The organism is Pseudomonas sp. CP-1 (genome assembly GCF_021213715.1).
In the GTDB taxonomy this organism is placed as follows: Bacteria; Pseudomonadota; Gammaproteobacteria; order Pseudomonadales; family Pseudomonadaceae; genus Pseudomonas; species Pseudomonas aeruginosa.
Window position 1 is genome coordinate 22,308 of the sequence record NZ_JAJQKY010000009.1, and the last position, 17,587, is coordinate 39,894.

A 17,587-nucleotide genomic window follows, 5' to 3' on the forward strand; every position below is an offset into this window, starting at 1 on the left:
TCGATGTCGGTCATTCTAGACAGACAGGGGGCTCGATCACCAGCGGATCGTCGAGGCGGATCACTCCGCTGCCGATCACCCGCGCGGTGATGCCGCCCTGTTCGCGCACGCTTTTCAGCGTGCGGTGGTCGATGTGCTTTTCCAGGCGTCCGCAGGGTTGGTACCAGCCAGTGGTTTCCAGCAGCGCGCCGCCGAGGCGGAAGCGACGGTCCTTCAGGCTGAGCAGGTTGATGCCGGCGACGGCGATGTTGCGGCGCATCTCGTTGGGCAACAACGGCCTGCCCAGCAGGGTACCGAGGGCCTCGATGTGTTCCCACTGCACCAGGGTGACCTGGCGCGGCGGGTGCGGGTGATCGCCCGTCAGTCCCAGGCCGCGCCGTGCCTCCACCGCCTCCAGTTCCTGGATCGGCGCGCGACTGCCGGAGCGCACGCCGATCCACTTCACCCGCCCTTCGCTCACAGGCCTACCCCGGCGTCGAACAGGATGCTGCGGCCGAGGTTGGCGCGCAGGAACTCGGGGGCGCCGGAGTGAGCGAAGAGCACCCGGGCAAAGGTCGGACCGACCATCGACAGCGAGCGCCAGCCTTGGCGCAGGTATTCGGTGGGCGGCGGGAAGGGCGTATTGAAATCGGGCACCGCGCGCTTCAGGTTGACGAAGGCCAGCAGGTCCAGTTCGCCGTGGTCGATGCCGCGCTCGCTATAGTTGTGCGCCTTCTTGCGCAGGGTTGGCGCCAGCCGTGCCTGCAGCTCGGCGGCGGCGATCCGTTGTGGCCGCTCTTCGCGGCGGATCAGTTGGCGCAGGCTGACGGCCTGGCGGCGACGGGTCAGTTCCTCGCGCCACTCCTCGTTCAGCCGGCGACCTTCATCGAGGACGAAGAACACCTCGAAGCCGGCACCCTTGAACAGGACGTCCGGCGGCTGCTCCCCGGGGGCGGCGAAATCCTCCTGGCGATAGGGCACGTTGAGGGCTTCGAGGAAGCGCTGGCAGACCCAGCGCTCGCGGTCCCATTTACGTGCGTTGGAGAGGAAGTCGTTGGCTTGTTCGGCCTGACGGGTGAGCAGGCGCAGATAATCCGCTTCGTTCATGGGCTCAGCTTAGTCTGCCGGCGGGCCCGCTTTCCAGCCCGCAGGCGCTCCGGCTGCGACAATCCGTCCCGGAGCGCGCCAGCGGCGAGGCTCGGTGTACACTGCCGTTCCCCTTGGGCCGGAGCCGTTCCGATGCAACTTCGCAGCGTCATCGCCGCCGATCACCCGGCACTCTTCGCGCTGTGGTCGCGAACGCCAGGTATCCGCCTCCGTGCGGAGGACGCCTATCCCTTCTTCCTCGCCTACCTTCAACGCAACCCCGGGCTGAGCCTGCTGGTCGAAACCGAAGGGGAGGTGATCGCCTGCCTGATGGCCGGGCATGACGGTCGCCGTGGTTACCTCCAGCACCTGGTGGTCGATCCCGGTTATCGAGGGCTGGGGCTGGCGCGGCGGATGCTCGACGAAGTGCTGGCGCGTCTGGCGGGGGAGGGGATCGGCAAATCCCATGTCTTCGTCCTGGATGCCGCCGAGGAGGCACAGGCATTCTGGCGAGCCCAGTCGGACTGGGAGCGGCGCAAGGACATCCAGGTATTTTCCACTCGGGAGGGACACGCGTGAAACGATTGCATTGGGTTCTGCTGGGCATGCTGCTGCCCGGCCTGGCGCTGGCCGTGGAGAAGGGCTCCACCCTGGAGCCCTGGACGTTGCAGGACCAGTTCGAAAAGGCGCACTCGCTGGACGACTCCACCCGGGTCCTGCTGGTGGCGCGGGACATGGACGGCTCGAAGCTGGTCAAGGCGGCGCTGGCGGAGCGCCCAAAGGGCTACCTGGAGGCGCGCCACGCGCTGTTCCTGGCGGACATCAGCCGCATGCCGGCGCTGATTTCCCGGCTTTTCGCGGTGCCGGCCATGCGTGACTACAGTTATCCGGTGCTGCTCGATCGCGACGCGGCCATCGCTTCTCGCTATGCCTCGGACGAGGGCAAGGTGCTCTGGGTCAGGCTGGAGCAGCGCCGCGTGTTGGAAACCCGCCAGTTGGATTCGCCGGTGGCCCTGCGCATCGCCCTGGAACAACTGCAGCCGTGATCGCTGCCGAATTGCTGTCGGCGGAAAGCCTGGAACTGGGCTGGGCCATCTATGCGCCGCTGCTGCTGCTCGCCGCCTGGCGCGCGCCTTGGGTCGAGCTGGTCAGTGATACCCGCCGCCAGCACCTGGTGTTCGGTACCATGCTCGGGCTGTTCCTGCTCTGGCTGGTGCGCCGGGACTTCGAGTCGGGACTGTCCTTCCATTTCATCGGCATGACCGCCGTCACCTTGCTGCTCGACTGGCCGCTGGCGATCGTGGTGGGGCTGGTGGCGCAGCTGGGCTTGTGCCTGCTCGGTCGCCAGGATTGGCTGGCGATCGGCGTCAACGGCGTGCTGCTGGTGGCGATCCCCGCGCTGATCGCGGAGCTGGCGGCGTTGTTCGTGGAAAAGCGCCAGCCGCGCAATCTGTTCGTCTACATCTTCTGCTGCGGTTTCTTCCCGGCGGCCCTCACCGCGGTGGTGGTCCTGCTGCTCGGCCTTGGCGTGGTCTGGATCGACGGCCTTTTCCCGATGCCGCCCTGGCTGGAGGACTTCGCTGGTTACCTGTGGCTGATCATGTTCCCCGAGGCCTTCATCAACGGCACGGTGATCACCGGCCTGGTGGTCTACTACCCGGAGTGGCTGGAAACCTTCAATCGCACGCGCTACCTGCAGGCGCCCTGGAAGGACGAAGAGCGCAAGCCCTGATGACCAGTCATTCGCCAGGTTCATGGCGGGCGGCGGCTGACTTGCGTCAGTGTTTCGGACGAAGCTGGCCGCGATCCTGCCGTTTTCCCAGGTGAGGAGCGGAACATGGGTGTCCATGAATGGGCCCGAGAGGGCCTGCGAGAGTTGCTGTCGAAGAGCGACGAGGCGGACCGAGCAATGCGCCTGCGCGCGCTGCTCAGCGCAATCGTCGAACTGAACCGGGCGGAGCGCGATGCTGGCGACCTGGCCAGCGAACTGCAATTTCTTGCGGAGAATCTCGACGACCAGCGCGACTACGCTTTCATGCGTCCCTGAAGGAACGGGCCTGCCGGATTGGCTGGCCCGTTGCGTTCAATGCTCGCGAGGCGGCAGGTCGGCGGAGAAGATGTCGTCTTCCAGGGTGTCGCCGGGGATCGCATGTTCCTCGGCGGCCCAGGCGCCGAGATCGATCAGCTTGCAGCGGTCGGAGCAGAAGGGGCGGTACTTGTTGTCGCTTTTCCATTCGACGGGCGCGCCGCAGGTCGGGCACTCCACGGTCAGGGGCTGGCTCATGCTCGGCCTCCTCGCAAGGTCAGGTAGAAGGCGTGCAGTCGTTCGACTTCACGCTGCAGGTGGGACAGGTCGCCGTCGTTGACCAGCACGTCGTCGGCGTGCTTCAAGCGCTCGTCGCGCCGGGCCTGGGCCTGGAGGATCGAGCGCACCTGCTCCTCGGAGACCTTGTCGCGAAGCATGGTGCGCTGTAGTTGCAGATGTTCCGGGGTATCCACCACCAGCACGCGCTGGGTCATCTGGCGCTGGCCGGACTCCACCAGCAGCGGCGAGACCAGGATGGCGTAGGGCGATTCGGCCCTGGCCAGGTACTGGACGATCTCCGCGCCGATCAGCGGGTGCAGCAATTGCTCCAGCCAGCGCCGTTCCTCCGGCGCCTGGAAGATCCGCTCGCGCAAGGCGGCGCGGTCGAGTTGGCCATCGGGCAGGAGGATGCCGTCGCCGAAGCGTTCGACGATCTTCGCCAGGGCCGGACGCCCCGGCTCCACCACCCAGCGGGCGGCATGGTCGGCGTCCACCAGGTGGACGCCGAGGGAAATGAAATGCTCGGCGGCTGCGCTCTTGCCGCTGCCGATACCGCCCGTGAGGCCTAGTATCCAGGGTTGGGTCATTTGAATCCGGCGAATTGCAGATAGGTCCGGGTTATTTGATCACCCCAGAGCAAAGCAATCCACCCGGCAATCGCCAGATAGGGACCGAAGGGGATCGGCGTGCCGCTTTCGGCGTTGCGCAGGCGCAGCATGATCACCCCGAGGATCGCCCCGACCAGCGACGACAGCAGGATGGTCAGCGGCAGGATCTGCCAGCCGCCCCAGGCACCGAGCATGGCCAGCAGCTTGAAGTCGCCGTAGCCCATGCCCTCCTTGCCGGTCACCAGCTTGAACAGCCAGAACACCGACCACAGGCTCAGGTAGCCGAACACCGCGCCGAACAGCGCATCGTCGAGGCTGGCGAAGAGGCCGAAATGGTTGGCGATCAGACCCAGCCAGAGCAGCGGCAGCACCATCACGTCCGGCAGCAGTTGGTGATCGGCATCGATCAGGCTCATCGCCAGCAGGCCCCAGGTAAGCAGGAGCATCGCGCCCGCCTGCCAGGTGAAGCCGAAATGCCAGGCGACGTAGCCGGAAAGCAGCGCGGTGGCCAGTTCCACCAGGGGGTAGCGTTTGCCGATGGCGGCCTTGCAGGACGAGCACTTGCCGCCCAGCGCCAGGTAGCTGACCAGCGGGATGTTTTCCCAGGGGCGGATCTCGTGGCCGCAGCGCGGGCACGCCGAATTCGGCAGCACCAGGTTGTAGGTCGCCTGCTTGGGTTCCGGCTCCAGCCCGAGCGCTTCGCGGGCCTCGGCCTTCCAGTTGCGCTCCATCATCTTCGGCAGGCGATGCACGACGACGTTGAGGAAGCTGCCGACCAGCAGGCCAAGGAGGATGGCGCACAAGACAAAGGCCAGCGGATGGCTGGCCAGGTAGTCGAGGAGGGTCATTTAGACGACGTTGCCCAACTGGAAGATCGGCAGGTACATGGCGATGATCAGGCCACCGACCAGGACCCCGAGGACCGCCATGATCATCGGTTCCATCAGGGCGGTCAGGTTGTCCACGGCATTATCCACTTCCTGCTCGTAGAAGCCAGCGACCTTGGCCAGCATGTCGTCCAGCGCGCCCGATTCCTCGCCGATGGCGGTCATCTGGATGGCCATGCTGGGGAAGATGTTGGTGGTGCGCATGGAGAAGTTCAGCTGCATGCCGGTGGAAACGTCCTGCTTGATCTTGTCCACCGCGTCCCTGAACACCACGTTGCCGGTGGCGCCGGAAACCGAGTCGAGGGCTTCCACCAATGGCACGCCGGCGGCGAAGGTGGTCGACAGCGTCCGCGCGTAGCGTGCCACGGCGGATTTGTAGAGGATGGCGCCGACGATCGGCAGCTTCAGTACCGTGCGGTCGGTGGCGTCGCGAAACTTCTCCGAACGCTTGTAGGCGTGGTTCAGCAGGAAGCCGGCGCCGCCCATCATCAGCAGTACCAGGAGCCACCATTCCTGGAGCACGTTGGAGATATTGATGACCATTTGGGTGAAGGCCGGCAGTTCGGCGCCGAAGCCCTCGAACACCGACTGGAACTGCGGCACCACCTTGATCAGTAGGATCGCCGAAACGATGATGGCGACGACGATCACCGCGATTGGGTAGGTCATGGCCTTCTTGATCTTGGCCTTCAGCGCCTCGGTCTTTTCCTTGTAGGTGGCGACCCGGTCGAGCAGGGTTTCCAGGGCGCCGGATTGTTCGCCGGCGTCCACCAGGTTGCAGTAGAGCGAGTCGAAGTACTGCGGCTTCTTGCGCAGCGAGTTGGCCAGGCTGTTGCCGCTGGCGACTTCCTGCTTGATCTCCTCCACCAGCTTGCGCATGTTCGGATTGTCGAAGCCTTCGCTGATGATGTCGAACGACTGCAGCAGTGGCACGCCGGCGGCCATCATGGTGGACATCTGGCGGGTGAACAGTGCGATGTCCATAGGCTTGATCTTCTTCCCCGCCCCCAGCAGGGAAATGCCTTTCTTGCGGACCTTGACCGGCGTGATGCCCTGCTTGCGCAGTTGCGCCTTGACCAGGGTCGGGTTCTGGCTGGACAGCTCGCCCTTGACCTTGGTGCCTTTCTTGTCAGTGCCTTCCCATACGAAGACACTGGTTTTTAACGCTTTGTCCGCCATGGATTAATCCTTGGTCACGCGGTTGACTTCCTCCAGGCTGGTGATTCCCTGCATGGCTTTCAGCAGGCCTGAGGTGCGCAGATCGTTGAAGCCTTCTTTGCGGGCTTGCTCGGCGATCTCGATGGAGTTGCCTTCTTCCATGATAATCCGCTGCAGGGCGGGGGTGTTTTTAACCACTTCATAAATACCGACGCGACCTTTGTAACCGCCTTTGCAGTTTTCGCAGCCTACAGGCGAATACAGCTTGAAGGTGCCGATCTTGTCTTCCGGGAAGCCCTCGTGAAGCAGGGTTTCCTTCGGCACGTCGTGTTCTTTCTTGCAGTGCGAACAGAGTTTTCGCGCAAGGCGCTGGGCGATGATCAGGTTCACCGAGGTCGCCAGGTTGAATGCCGGCACGCCCATGTTCAGCAGGCGGGTCAGGGTCTCGGCGGCGCTGTTGGTGTGCAGGGTGGACATCACCATATGCCCGGTCTGCGCCGCCTTGATGGCGATCTCGGCAGTCTCCAGGTCGCGGATCTCGCCGACCATGATCACGTCCGGGTCCTGGCGCAGGAAGGCGCGTAGCGCCTGGGAGAAGTCCATGCCCTGGCGCGGGTTGACGTTGACCTGGTTGATGCCTTCCAGGTTGATCTCCACCGGGTCTTCGGCGGTGGAGATGTTGATGTCGGTGGTATTGAGGATGTTCAGGCCGGTGTACAGCGAAACCGTCTTGCCCGAGCCGGTGGGGCCGGTGACCAGTATCATGCCCTGTGGCTGTTTGAGCGCAGCCAGATAGAGTTCCTTCTGATCCTCTTCGTAGCCGAGGGCGTCGATGCCCATCTGCGCGCTGGAGGAGTCGAGGATCCGCATCACGATCTTCTCGCCCCACAGGGTCGGCAGGGTGTTGACGCGGAAGTCGATCGACTTGTTCTTCGACACGCGCATCTTGATCCGCCCGTCCTGCGGCTTGCGTCGTTCGGAGATATCCAGGCCGGCCATCACCTTGAGTCGCGCGGAAATGCGGCTGGCCAACTGGATCGGCGGCTTGGCTACCTCGTGGAGCATGCCGTCGGTACGGAAGCGCACCCGGTAGGTCTTTTCGTAGGGCTCGAAGTGCAGGTCGGAAGAGCCGCCGCGGATGGCGTCGAGCAGCATCTTGTTGACGAAGCGCACCACGGGGGCATCTTCGGCATCGTCGCCGCCGTCGTCCTGGCTGGCGCTTTCCGCCTTGCCGACATCGACCCCGTCGAGATCGATATCGCCGAGGTCGCCGAGGGCGTCCATGGCGCCCTCGTAAAGCTTCTCGATGGCTACGCTGAGCTTGTCGTCCTCTACCAGCAGGGCTTCGGTGGTGAGGCCGGTGCTGAATTGGATATCGGTGACCGCCTGATGGTTGGTCGGGTCGGAGAGACCGATGAACAGTTTGTTGCCGCGTTTCCACAGCGGCAACACGCGGTGCTGGCGGACCAGGCGCTCGCTGATGACATCCTTCGGAATGCTTTCCCGATCCAGGCTGTTCAGGTCGCAATAGGCGATGCCGAACTGCTCGGCGGCCACCTCGACCAACGCCCGGCTCTGCACCAGCTTGGCCTGGACCAGGTGGCTGACCAGCGACTGCTTGTTGCGCGCGGCCTGCACCTGGGCCTGGCGGGCGGTCTTTTCGTCGAGGAGTTCGTTCAGGACCAGTTGCTTGGCAAGGCCGCTGAGAGGCGTGGAATCGTTCATTGGGGAACATCTGAAGAAGGCTTGGAGCGAGACTTATAACGCAGATGCCAAAGGCTGCCAAACCGACGATTCCGAGATGCCAAAAAGTGTCACATATTGCCGGCAGGGGAGAGCGGAACACTTTCGAAGTCCCCGCGAGAGTTGCGAAAGGAGGGCGTTTGAAAGGTTGGCATGCAACCTGCTTTGGAGGGGGAAGGCGTTTGGCCTATACATACCACATGGAGATATTCATGAAAGCTCAGAAGGGTTTTACTCTGATCGAACTGATGATCGTGGTCGCGATCATCGGCATCCTGGCCGCCATTGCCATCCCGCAATATCAGGACTACACCGCCCGTACCCAGGTGACCCGTGCCGTGAGTGAAATCAGCGCGCTGAAGACCGCTGCGGAGTCGGCGATTCTGGAAGGTAAGAAGCTCGTTTCTAACGATTCTCCCAAAAACGATGAGTATGATCTTGGCTTTACCAGTTCTACTCTGCTTACCGGTGACGGTAAGGGGCAGATCAAGATTGACAAAGCTGATACCGCAACTCCGGAGATTTCTGGTACCTTGGGCGGCTCTTCTGGTAAAGGTATTGCTGGCGCTGTCATCACTGTCAAGCGTGATGATAAAGGAGTATGGACCTGCGGCATCACTGGAAAGCCGACCAACTGGAAAGCCAACTACGCTCCGGCCAATTGCCCGAAATCCTAATAGGCTTTTCGGTCTGGTCTAGTGGTAAATGAAAAACCCCGCATTGCGGGGTTTTTCATTATGGACTCGCGATGAATCGAACAAGAGTGATCTGGCAAGACGGGACTGCTTTGCCTTCTTTCGTAGGGCTTGCACTGCTATCCCTGATAGCGGCTATGCTGCTATCGACTGTAATTCATTATGGGGTTTCTCCGAACTGGCACGACCAGCAACGCATATTCCAGTTGCTGTTGCTGAGTGGCTCGTCACTGTTTTTTTTCTTGTATTTTCCTTCTTCGCTTATTAGGCGAAAGGTTTTTGCCGCTCTATTGTTGACTCTCGGGCTGGGTGTTTTTTCCTCCTTTCTTTCTGATAATTCTTCCTGGGCGCTCAAGGAGTGGTCGGTATTCTCCGGCCTGATGCTGTTCTCCTTCAATATTTCCGTCAGTCCCGAGTGGGTTCGCCGTGCCGCTATCTGGGGGCTGGTCGTGTTGGGAGGGTTCTTCTGCTACCAGTTCCTGCTTTCCTATCTCGCGGCCTTCGTCAGCGGACTCCGTGAGTTGAATCCCACGGTTTTGCTCAGCGGCTTTTCCAACGTCCGGACCATGGGGCAGTTCCAGGCCATGCTGCTGCCGCTGATGGCTGCGCTGGGGTTGTACCTGCGAGAGACCGTGCGGTTCAGGCTGTCCTGGCTTGTTATGCTGCTGCTGGCCATCCAGTGGTGCATCTCCTTCGCCTTGGCTGGGCGCGGGCTCTGGTTGGGTTTCGCCGTCGCGCATCTCGCGCTTTGCTGGATCGGCCCCGTGGGGCGCCGCTTTTTGATCGTCCAGTTGTCCGCGGCATTCGTCGGACTGGCGCTCTATTTCCTGCTAATGGTTGCCTTGCCGACTTGGCTCGGTATCGACATGACCCTCATGTCCGGTATGCGCAGTGGTCTGTCTCTGCGCGACGTGTTGTGGAGAGATGCTTGGGGCATGTTCGTAGCCCATCCTTTGCTTGGGGTCGGGCCCATGCATTTCTCGGCGGTGCCGAACAGCGTCGGTGCCCACCCGCACCAGATGCTGCTGCAATGGTTCGCCGAATGGGGCGGGGTCGCTGGCCTTCTGGTGGTTGGGCTGATGATCCTTGGTCTGCTTCGCGGCGCGCGTTACCTGCGTGAACAGGGCGATCCGATGGACGCCGGACTGTGGCTGGCCCTTGTTTCGGTCTTGGTCCTGGCCCAGGTGGACGGCGTGTTCGTCATGCCCTTCACCCAGACCGTATTGGCCTTGCTGGTAGGCATCGCCATGGCGCGCTGGTCGAAGCCGGTCGCGCCGTCCCCCGCACAGCGCTGGCTCTGTCGGGGCCTGGCTGTCGTTGTCATTGTCGTGCTGGGGCGCGTGCTGCTGCTCGAGGTGCCGGGGCTGACCGCGACCGAGGAGCGCTACCTGGAAATCCACGGCGGCGGTGAGGCGCCACGTTTCTGGATTCAGGGTTGGATTCCCATGTGAGGGGGAATATCGGTTGAAATCCGGCTGTGCCGAGTGATACCTTCCCCGCGCCGCCGGATTAGCTCAGTCGGTAGAGCAGCTCATTCGTAATGAGAAGGTCGGGGGTTCGATTCCTCTATCCGGCACCAGTCGCATAAAAAAGCCCCGCTTCGGCGGGGCTTTTTTTCGCCTGCGATTCGTTCAGAGGGTGAGGCGCATGGACAGGTCGACGGCCCTGACGTCCTTGGTCAGGGTGCCGATGGAGATGTAGTCGACGCCGGTCTCGGCGATGTTGCGCAGGGTGCTCTCGTTGATTCCGCCGGAAGCTTCCAGCTTGGCACGGCCGGCAGTGAGGGCGACGGCGGTGCGCATGTCGTCCAGGCTGAGTTCGTCGAGCATGACGATATCGGCACCGGCCTCCAGCGCCTGGCGCAGTTCATCGAGGTTCTCCACTTCCACTTCCACCGGCTTGCCGGGTGCTATGCGCCGGGCCTCGGCGATTGCCCGGTCGATACCGCCGCAGGCGGCGATGTGGTTTTCCTTGATCAGGAAGGCATCGTAGAGGCCGATGCGATGGTTGTGGCAACCGCCGCAGGTGACCGCGTACTTCTGCGCGAGGCGCAGGCCGGGCAGGGTCTTGCGCGTGTCGAGGAGCTTCACCGTGGTGCCGGCGACCAGGTCGGCGTAGTGCTGGCTGCGGGTGGCGGTACCGGAAAGCAGCTGGAGGAAGTTCAGCGCGCTGCGCTCGCCGGTGAGCAGCGCGCGGGCCGGACCTTTTAGCTGGAACAGCATCTGGTTCGGCTCGACTCGCTGGCCGTCCTCCACCTGCCAGGTCACCAGCACTCGCGGATCGACCTGGTGGAAGACCTCGTCGACCCAGGCGCGGCCCGCGATCGTCGCGTGCTCGCGGGTAATCACCCGGGCCTCGGCCTCGCGTTGTGGATCGATCAACTGAGCGGTAAGGTCGCCGCCGCCGACGTCTTCCGCCAGGGCGGTGCGGACGTTGGCCTGGATTTCGCCTTGGAGGTCGGCAAGGGTGAGGTTAGGCATGGCGGGCTCCTGTACGAGATCGGGCGATTATACGGAGCGCGGCGGACGGCGTCTGTGCCTGCCTGGGCGCCGGCCGGGGCGGCCGCCATTCATCGGCCTTCGCTTGTGTGAAGAGAGTCATGTCTATAGGAAAACCCTCTATCTAGATTTGAAAGTATCTCTATAATGAATGTAGATACTTGTTTTTGACGCCTGGAAATTGACGTTACGGACGACGCCAATCGATCCTCTGTGCCCGATTTTTGCCATTCCATGCGCGGCCGCGAGGGTGGCAGGAGAGTCCCGATGCAGAACGATGCCAATGTGGTGCACCTGACCAGGGTCGCTTCCGAGCCGTCGCCGAACGCCGGAGCGGGGCGCCTGCCGGTCATCCTCGTGCAGGTGCGCGACAAGGCGGCGCTGCAGCTGAAACAGGCGTTGCAGGCGTTGTTCGACAACGCCGACGACACCCTCTTCGAAATGGCCGACCGAGCCACCAGCAACCTCGAACAGAACGCTTTCTTCGAAGCCATGCGCGACCTGCGCCTCAAGCGCAAGAGTATCGAGCGGGTCTACCTGCAGAAGGTCTTCGAGGAGTTCTCGGCGCTCAACCAGGTACAGTCCGGCAAATCCGTGCCGACCCTGGATACCGTGTCCTTCGATAGCCTCAGCCTGGTACAGAACGAGGAACTGGAGGAGTCCGTCGCGGTGGACGCGATGGTGGCGCGGGTGATGAGCCGCGATGCCACCGCGCTGGCCCACCTGAGTACCCGCCTGAACACCCTGGTCGGCCGGAAGGTCGACGAGAAGAGCAATCCCCTCGCTCCGCGTCCGCTGACCGCGGCTTTCCTCGATGCCTGCCAGGGGCTCGGCGTCGAGATCAAGGTCAAGCTGATCATTCTCAAGCTGTTCGAGAAGTACGTCCTGGCCCATTGCGACCAGTTGTACGCCGAGGCCAACCAGATCCTGGTCGCTGCGGGCGTGCTGCCGGAACTCAAATCCGTGCTGCCGCGGCGTCAGCCCGCTGTCCGTCCCGAAGCGATGCGCGATGCCGGGACCCTGCAGGCACAGGCTGCGCTGCTCGACGGCGGTCAGCAGGAAGTCTTCGGCGCGCTGCAGGAACTGCTGGCGCAGGTCCGCGACAATCCTTCCTTCTACCGTCGCGAAACGCCTGAGAATGCCGCGCCGATTTCCAGCAACGACCTGATGCGCCTGCTTTCCCACCTGCAGCAGCACCTGCCGGGCCCCGGCGCCGCGGAGTTCGACGTCCGCGACGGGGTCGACCAACTGCTCCAGCGGGTCAGCCACAAGAGCGGCCGTTCTCGGGTGGTCGGCCAGGTGGACGATGACGTCATCAACCTGGTGTCGATGCTGTTCGAGTTCATTCTCGACGACCGTACCCTGCCTGATTCGCTGAAGGCCCTGATCGGTCGGATGCAGATCCCGATGCTTAAGGTGGCCCTGCTCGACAAGACCTTCTTCAGCCGCGGTAGCCATCCGGCGCGTCGCCTGCTCAACGAGATCGCATCCGCGTCGCTGGGCTGGGCCGAACACAATGATGCCCGGCGCGACAGCCTGTACCAGAAGATCGAACAGGTCGTGATGCGGCTGTTGAACGACTTCGTCGACGACCCGGCGATCTTCGCCGAGTTGCTGGAGGACTTCATTGCCTTCACCGGCGACGAGCGCCGCCGCAGCGAGCTCCTCGAGCAACGCACCCGCGACGCCGAGGAAGGCCGCGCCAAGGCCGAACTGGCTCGTCAGGACGTGGAGCAGGTGCTGAACCAGCGACTGCTCGGCAAGGTCCTGCCGGAGGTGGTGGTGCGCCTGCTGCGGGATGCCTGGAGCAAGGTGATGCTGCTGATCTGCCTCAAGCATGGCAAGGCTTCGGCCGAGTGGCGGGAGGCCCTGGATACCATGGACGAGCTGATCTGGAGCGTCGGCCCGCATGATGATCCGCTGTCCCGCCAACAGTTGCTGGAGCGCGTGCCAGGCCTGCTTAAGGCGCTGCGCGAGGGATTGGCCAGCGCAGCCTTCGATCCGTTTTCCACCGGTGAATTCTTCAGCCAGCTGGAAACCCTGCATGTCCAGGGCCTGCAGCGCGACAAGCGCGGCGAGGCGGCGGTCGCGGACAGCCCCCTGCTCGACGAAGCGACCCCGGGCACGGCCGCGGAAAAGCCCCGGACGCCGGTCATGCTGCGGGTGGTCGAGGAAATCGTCCTGACCTCGCCGGACGCCGCCCCGGCGCCTGTCGAGAGCGAAGTGCGCCTGCCGGACAACGACGAGGCACTGCTGCGGGTCGATGCGCTGCGTGTCGGCAGTTGGGTGGAAATCCAGGAGGACGCCGAGCACAAGCTGCGCTGCAAGCTGGCGGCAGTGATCCGGCCCACCGGTCGCTACATCTTCGTCAATCGCACCGGGATGAAGGTCCTGGAAAAGACCCGCATGGGCCTGGCGGTGGAGTTTCGCCGGCAGGCGGTACGCCTGCTGGACGATGCCTTGCTGTTCGACCGGGCCCTGGAGTCGGTGATCGGCAACCTGCGGCGCCTCAAGGGCGCCTAGCCGCTTCTCGAGGACCCGGCGGATGCCGGGTCTTTTCGTTCTTGTGGGTAATACCTTTCCTCGAAGCATGTCGAAGCGGCCGATCCAGAGCCCGCCTGATCGTCATTCCGGCGCCGCTGGATTAGAGTGGGGGCTCGTTCAGGAGCCCGTATGCATTTCGATTCCGTTACCGGCTGGGTCCGTGGCGTCCGCCACTGCCCTTCACCGAATTTCAACCTGCGTCCGCAAGGGGACGCGGTGTCGCTGCTGGTTATCCACAATATCAGCCTGCCGCCGGGACAGTTCGGCACCGGTAAGGTCCAGGCGTTCTTCCAGAATCGCCTGGACCCGAACGAACATCCCTATTTCGAGGAGATCCGCCACCTGACGGTTTCCGCGCATTTCCTCATCGAACGCGACGGCGCCATCACCCAGTTCGTCTCCTGTCACGACCGCGCCTGGCATGCCGGGGTTTCCTGCTTCGACGGTCGCGAGGCGTGCAACGACTTCTCCCTTGGCATCGAACTGGAGGGGACCGACACGGAACCGTACACGGACGCGCAGTACACTGCCCTGGCCGGGCTGACGCGGCTGTTGCGCGCGGCCTTCCCGGGGATCACCCCGGAACGCATCCAGGGCCACTGCGATATCGCCCCGGAGCGCAAGACCGATCCCGGCGAGGCTTTCGACTGGTCGCGCTACCGCGCCGGATTGACCGATTCCAAGGAGGAAACATGACGTTCCTGGTGTTGCTGCTGGCCCTTGCGCTGGAGAAGTTCTCCGGCTGGCGCCGGCGTATCCAGCGCGATGGCGCCTGGCTCGCCTGGCTGGGCCTGGTCGAGGACCTGCCCTCGGTGTCCCGCCGCTCCTGGCTGGGGCTGCTGCTCGCGGTGGTCCTGCCGTTGCTGCCGCTGGCCCTGCTGCTGACATTGCTGCAGCCGCTGGCCTATGGCTGGTTGAGCCTTCCGCTGCATCTTCTGGTGGTGGTCTACAGTCTCGGCCGCGGCGACGTCATGGCCGACCTCGGGCCGTTCCGCGACGCCTGGCGGCGCGAGGAGGCCCAGGCTGCCTTCCATGTCGCCGAACGCGATCTGGGGATCCTGGGCGGCAGCGAGAGCGAACTGATCGGCCGGGTGCACGGCCATTTGCTCTGGCAGGGCTACCAGAGCTTCTTCGCGGTGATCTTCTGGTATGCCTTGCTCGGCCCGGTGGCGGCCCTGGCCTATCGCCTGCTGGCACTGGCGCTGGAGCACGCCCGCCAGCCGGCGTTGCGCGAACAGGCGGCGCGCGTCCGGCATATCCTCGACTGGTTGCCGGTGCGTGCGCTGGTGCTGAGCTTCGCCCTGGTCGGCAACTTCCTCGCGGTTATCCGCGTGCTGCTGCACTGGCTGCTGGCCTGGGACATCTCGGCGGCCGCGCTGCTGGGCAAGGCCGGACGGGTCGCCAGCGATGTCGAAGCGGTCGAACTGGGTGCCGCCGGCGTCGCCAGCCTGGATGCGCTCTGGCAATTGCTGGTGCGCGCGGCCGTGCTCTGGTACGCCGTGTTCGCCTTCTGCGCGCTGTTCCTCTGAGCGCAGCGACGGGGAATCCGCCTGCGATTCCCCGTTAACCTTAAGTTACAGAACACCAGGCCGATATCGGGTACACAGGTGAACGTGTCCGCATGATTTCGAAAGGCCATTACCGAGCGGACTCCGTGCGTCAATGTCGCCACGCGGCGGCATCTCTCAGAACGATAAGAACAATCAGGAGACGTCTGGGTGAAGACCGTACTCTATCCCGCTATCGCGCTGATGAACCGGCTCAGCTTCGGCATGAAGTTCGGCCTGATCAGCGTGCTGTTCTTCCTGCCGCTGCTGATCACCAGCTTCTATCTGGTGCGCGATGCCTATCGCCAGTTCAGCGACACCCGGATCGAACTGCAGAGCTTGACGCTGCTGGGTAGCGGACTTCAGATCCGGCGTGGCCTGGAGTCTCTCAACGATCTGTTGCAGATCAATGCGGTCATCGGCCAGTCCGGCAAGGCCGGCGATCTGGAAGCGCGCATCGCGGACGTCCAGAAGGGGCTGCGCGGGCGGCTCGAGGCGCTGGCGCCGCTCAGCGAGGATGGTGCGGCGGTAGCCGAATTCGAGGCCCAGCGCGACCGGTTGCTCAACGGCTTGCAGGCCGTGGAGGCCGAAGGGTCCTTGCAGGGCAAGGGCGCACGGGCGGAGAAGCTGCTCGGTAGCGCACAGGTATTCATCAAGTTGCTTATCGCCCAGGCCGGGCTCAGCCAGGACAGCCAGCGCCAGGTGCGCCAGCTCAGCGAGCTGGTCGGTGCGATAACGCCGGAGGTGACGGCGGCCATCAGCAAGGGGCGCGCCATCGGCGCCTACTCCCTGGGCCAGGGTTTCCTCAATTCGTCCTCCAGCGCGCGGCTCGACGAACTGCTGCTGGAGTTCGAGAAACTGCATGGCGAGTACGGCCTGAAGCTGCAGGAGTCCCTGGCCGGCAGCCCACCGGCGCTCGAGGAGGCCGCCCAGGCCAGTCGCGAGACCCTGAAGAGCCTGGGGCAGTTGTTCGAGGACCGGGTGATCGTGGCTGAGACGCTGGATACCCCGTGGACGCAGTTCTACGATCAGGTCAGCGCGGCGATGGACAAGACCTACCAGCTCGACGACGCCGTTCTCGGCTATCTCGATACCCAGTTGCAAAAGCGCCTGCAACAGGTGCGCACGCAGATGCTGTTGCTAGTCGCCGCGCTGGCCGTGGTTTTCGCCGCGATCCTATACCTCTACGGCGGTTTCTACGTCTCCACCCGCGCCACCCTGAAGGATCTCGGGCGAATGATGGAGCGCGTCGCCGGCGGCGACATGACGGTCAGCTTCCAGGCCCGCAGCCGTGACGAACTGGGCGAGCTGGGACAATCGTTCAACGAATCGGTGGCGAAGATCCACGACCTGATCGAGCGGGTCAGCCAGACCGTCGGCGAGGTCGAGCGGCAGACCCTGCGCGTCGAGTCGGTGTCGGCCGAAAGCAACCAGGCGGTAGCCGGGCAACGCAGCCAGATCGAGCAGGTGGCCACGGCGATGAACCAGATGGCCGCTACCGCCCAGGAAGTGGCACGCAGCGCGGCGATGGCGGTGAGCAGCGCGAACAGCGTGAACCAGGAAACCCTCAGTGGGCGCAGCCTGGTCGAGTCGCAGGTGGGTAGCATCCAGCGCCTGGCCGGCGAGATCGACCAGTCGGTGGCGGCGATCAATCGCCTGGCCAGTGACAGCGCCTCGATCAGCCAGGTGCTGGATGTGATCAAGGGCATCGCCGAACAGACCAACCTGCTGGCGCTCAATGCGGCGATCGAGGCCGCTCGTGCCGGGGAGCAGGGGCGCGGTTTCGCGGTGGTGGCCGACGAGGTGCGCACGCTGGCCAAGCGCACCCAGCAATCCACCGCCGAGATCGAACAGATGATCCTGCGCCTGCAGGGCGGCGTCGATGCGGCGGTGAAGGCGATGGGCAGCAGCCACCATACCGCCGATGGCACGGTCAACGAGTCGGCGCAGGTGCAGCAGGCACTGGAGAATATCCTCGGCGCGGTGGGCATGATCGTCGACCAGAACCAGCAGATCGCCGCCGCCGCCGAGCAACAGACCGCCGTGGCCCACGATATCGACCAGAACATCGTCGAGATCAACCAGGCCGGCGAGCGCACCGCGGAAGGCGCCAGCCAGACCGAACGGGCCAGCCGCGAACTGGGCGCCCAGGTGACCCAGCTGAAACGCCTGATCGGTGCGTTCCGGGTGTAGGCACAAGGCCTGCGCGGGACGTTTTTCGTCCATCCGATTGAACGCTGGGCGGACGGGGACATCCCACTGTCATGCACATGGGGTAAAGGCTGAGCAGGTCAATCCGGCGGTGCGACAGGCGGAGGCGAAATCGCGGCATTTTTTTATTGATCTCGCGTCCCCTTGGTCCTAAAGTTCGCGCCCGAACGTCCATGCTGGAAACGATCCATCCGGCTCAAGTACTGACGACGAGAGATCGCCTTGTGGCAAGGCGACGTCCGCTGCTCAAGCGGCCAGGTCGTCGCGCGGGACACGCGCGCGACCTACCAGGATGAACAGGCGGTGGCTGCCGGCAGGCAGGTGAT

General features: G+C 63.8%; 18 protein-coding genes and 1 tRNA gene. 11 read left to right on the forward strand and 8 right to left on the reverse strand.

Going from position 1 to position 17,587, the window contains the following annotated elements:
* Positions 1 to 10: 10 nt before the first annotated feature.
* Positions 11 to 460 (reverse strand): MOSC domain-containing protein, encoded by a 450-nt coding sequence (locus tag LT948_RS18445; RefSeq protein ID WP_003094670.1) that lies wholly within the window; start codon positions 458 to 460, stop codon positions 11 to 13.
* On the reverse strand, positions 457 to 1,086 hold the full coding sequence (locus LT948_RS18450) for a DUF1780 domain-containing protein (RefSeq protein WP_003094668.1): 630 nt from the start codon (positions 1,084 to 1,086) through the stop codon (positions 457 to 459). Before LT948_RS18450 ends, LT948_RS18445 begins: the two co-directional genes overlap by 4 nt.
* Positions 1,087 to 1,218: 132 nt before the next feature.
* Between LT948_RS18450 and LT948_RS18455 the strand changes: the two genes are divergently transcribed.
* From LT948_RS18455 to LT948_RS18470, 4 genes are all read left to right on the forward strand, one after another.
* A complete protein-coding gene (locus LT948_RS18455) occupies positions 1,219 to 1,644 on the forward strand; it encodes a GNAT family N-acetyltransferase (protein WP_003094666.1) in 426 nt (141 codons plus the stop codon).
* A complete protein-coding gene (locus LT948_RS18460; protein ID WP_003094664.1) occupies positions 1,641 to 2,111 on the forward strand; it encodes a hypothetical protein in 471 nt (156 codons plus the stop codon). The genes LT948_RS18455 and LT948_RS18460 overlap by 4 nt, the downstream gene beginning before the upstream one ends.
* The gene (locus LT948_RS18465; RefSeq protein ID WP_003094662.1) at positions 2,108 to 2,797 is read left to right on the forward strand and encodes an energy-coupling factor ABC transporter permease; all 690 of its coding nucleotides are present in this window, start codon (positions 2,108 to 2,110) and stop codon (positions 2,795 to 2,797) included. Before LT948_RS18460 ends, LT948_RS18465 begins: the two co-directional genes overlap by 4 nt.
* A 105-nt stretch (positions 2,798 to 2,902) precedes the next feature.
* Entirely contained in the window at positions 2,903 to 3,112 is a 210-nt protein-coding gene (locus LT948_RS18470; protein WP_003094660.1) for a hypothetical protein, read from the forward strand.
* Positions 3,113 to 3,148: 36 nt separating this feature from the next.
* Here the strand turns inward: LT948_RS18470 and yacG are convergent, their stop codons facing one another.
* From yacG to pilB, 5 genes are read right to left on the reverse strand one after another with little or no spacing between them, the layout of a single operon-like run.
* Positions 3,149 to 3,349, reverse strand: coding sequence for a DNA gyrase inhibitor YacG (gene yacG / locus LT948_RS18475; RefSeq protein WP_003094656.1), 201 nt, complete (start codon positions 3,347 to 3,349; stop codon positions 3,149 to 3,151).
* Entirely contained in the window at positions 3,346 to 3,957 is a 612-nt protein-coding gene (gene coaE / locus LT948_RS18480; protein WP_003094654.1) for a dephospho-CoA kinase, read from the reverse strand. The genes yacG and coaE overlap by 4 nt, the downstream gene beginning before the upstream one ends.
* Positions 3,954 to 4,826 carry a type IV prepilin peptidase/methyltransferase PilD gene (gene pilD / locus LT948_RS18485; RefSeq protein ID WP_023092875.1) on the reverse strand — a complete coding sequence of 291 codons (873 nt, stop codon included), beginning with the start codon at positions 4,824 to 4,826 and terminating at the stop codon, positions 3,954 to 3,956. The genes coaE and pilD overlap by 4 nt, the downstream gene beginning before the upstream one ends.
* Positions 4,827 to 6,044, reverse strand: coding sequence for a type II secretion system F family protein (locus LT948_RS18490; protein WP_033995372.1), 1,218 nt, complete (start codon positions 6,042 to 6,044; stop codon positions 4,827 to 4,829).
* A 3-nt stretch (positions 6,045 to 6,047) separates the two neighbouring features.
* Positions 6,048 to 7,748: a type IV-A pilus assembly ATPase PilB gene (gene pilB / locus LT948_RS18495; protein WP_023092873.1), complete on the reverse strand. Its 1,701-nt coding sequence runs from the start codon at positions 7,746 to 7,748 to the stop codon at positions 6,048 to 6,050.
* A gap of 230 nt (positions 7,749 to 7,978) precedes the next feature.
* Between pilB and LT948_RS18500 the strand changes: the two genes are divergently transcribed.
* The 3 genes from LT948_RS18500 (at position 7,979) to LT948_RS18510 (ending at position 10,040) form a co-directional block, all read left to right on the forward strand.
* Positions 7,979 to 8,443, forward strand: coding sequence for a pilin (locus LT948_RS18500; protein WP_023092872.1), 465 nt, complete (start codon positions 7,979 to 7,981; stop codon positions 8,441 to 8,443).
* A gap of 155 nt (positions 8,444 to 8,598) precedes the next feature.
* Positions 8,599 to 9,912, forward strand: a complete 1,314-nt coding sequence (locus tag LT948_RS18505; RefSeq protein ID WP_231280937.1) for an O-antigen ligase family protein — start codon at positions 8,599 to 8,601, stop codon at positions 9,910 to 9,912.
* Positions 9,913 to 9,964: 52 nt separating this feature from the next.
* Positions 9,965 to 10,040 (forward strand) — tRNA-Thr (locus LT948_RS18510).
* Between the two features lie 52 nt (positions 10,041 to 10,092).
* Here LT948_RS18510 and nadC read toward each other — a convergent pair.
* Positions 10,093 to 10,941: a carboxylating nicotinate-nucleotide diphosphorylase gene (nadC, locus tag LT948_RS18515; protein WP_033995373.1), complete on the reverse strand. Its 849-nt coding sequence runs from the start codon at positions 10,939 to 10,941 to the stop codon at positions 10,093 to 10,095.
* 285 nt (positions 10,942 to 11,226) lie between these two features.
* Between nadC and LT948_RS18520 the strand changes: the two genes are divergently transcribed.
* From LT948_RS18520 to LT948_RS18535, 4 genes are all read left to right on the forward strand, one after another.
* Positions 11,227 to 13,482: a DUF1631 domain-containing protein gene (locus LT948_RS18520; protein WP_033995374.1), complete on the forward strand. Its 2,256-nt coding sequence runs from the start codon at positions 11,227 to 11,229 to the stop codon at positions 13,480 to 13,482.
* 150 nt (positions 13,483 to 13,632) lie between these two features.
* Positions 13,633 to 14,199 carry a 1,6-anhydro-N-acetylmuramyl-L-alanine amidase AmpD gene (ampD, locus tag LT948_RS18525; protein ID WP_003112844.1) on the forward strand — a complete coding sequence of 189 codons (567 nt, stop codon included), beginning with the start codon at positions 13,633 to 13,635 and terminating at the stop codon, positions 14,197 to 14,199.
* Positions 14,196 to 15,032 (forward strand): regulatory signaling modulator protein AmpE, encoded by an 837-nt coding sequence (ampE, locus tag LT948_RS18530; protein WP_003104909.1) that lies wholly within the window; start codon positions 14,196 to 14,198, stop codon positions 15,030 to 15,032. The genes ampD and ampE overlap by 4 nt, the downstream gene beginning before the upstream one ends.
* Positions 15,033 to 15,221: 189 nt before the next feature.
* Positions 15,222 to 17,243: a methyl-accepting chemotaxis protein gene (locus LT948_RS18535; protein ID WP_023092868.1), complete on the forward strand. Its 2,022-nt coding sequence runs from the start codon at positions 15,222 to 15,224 to the stop codon at positions 17,241 to 17,243.
* Positions 17,244 to 17,587: the final 344 nt, after the last annotated feature.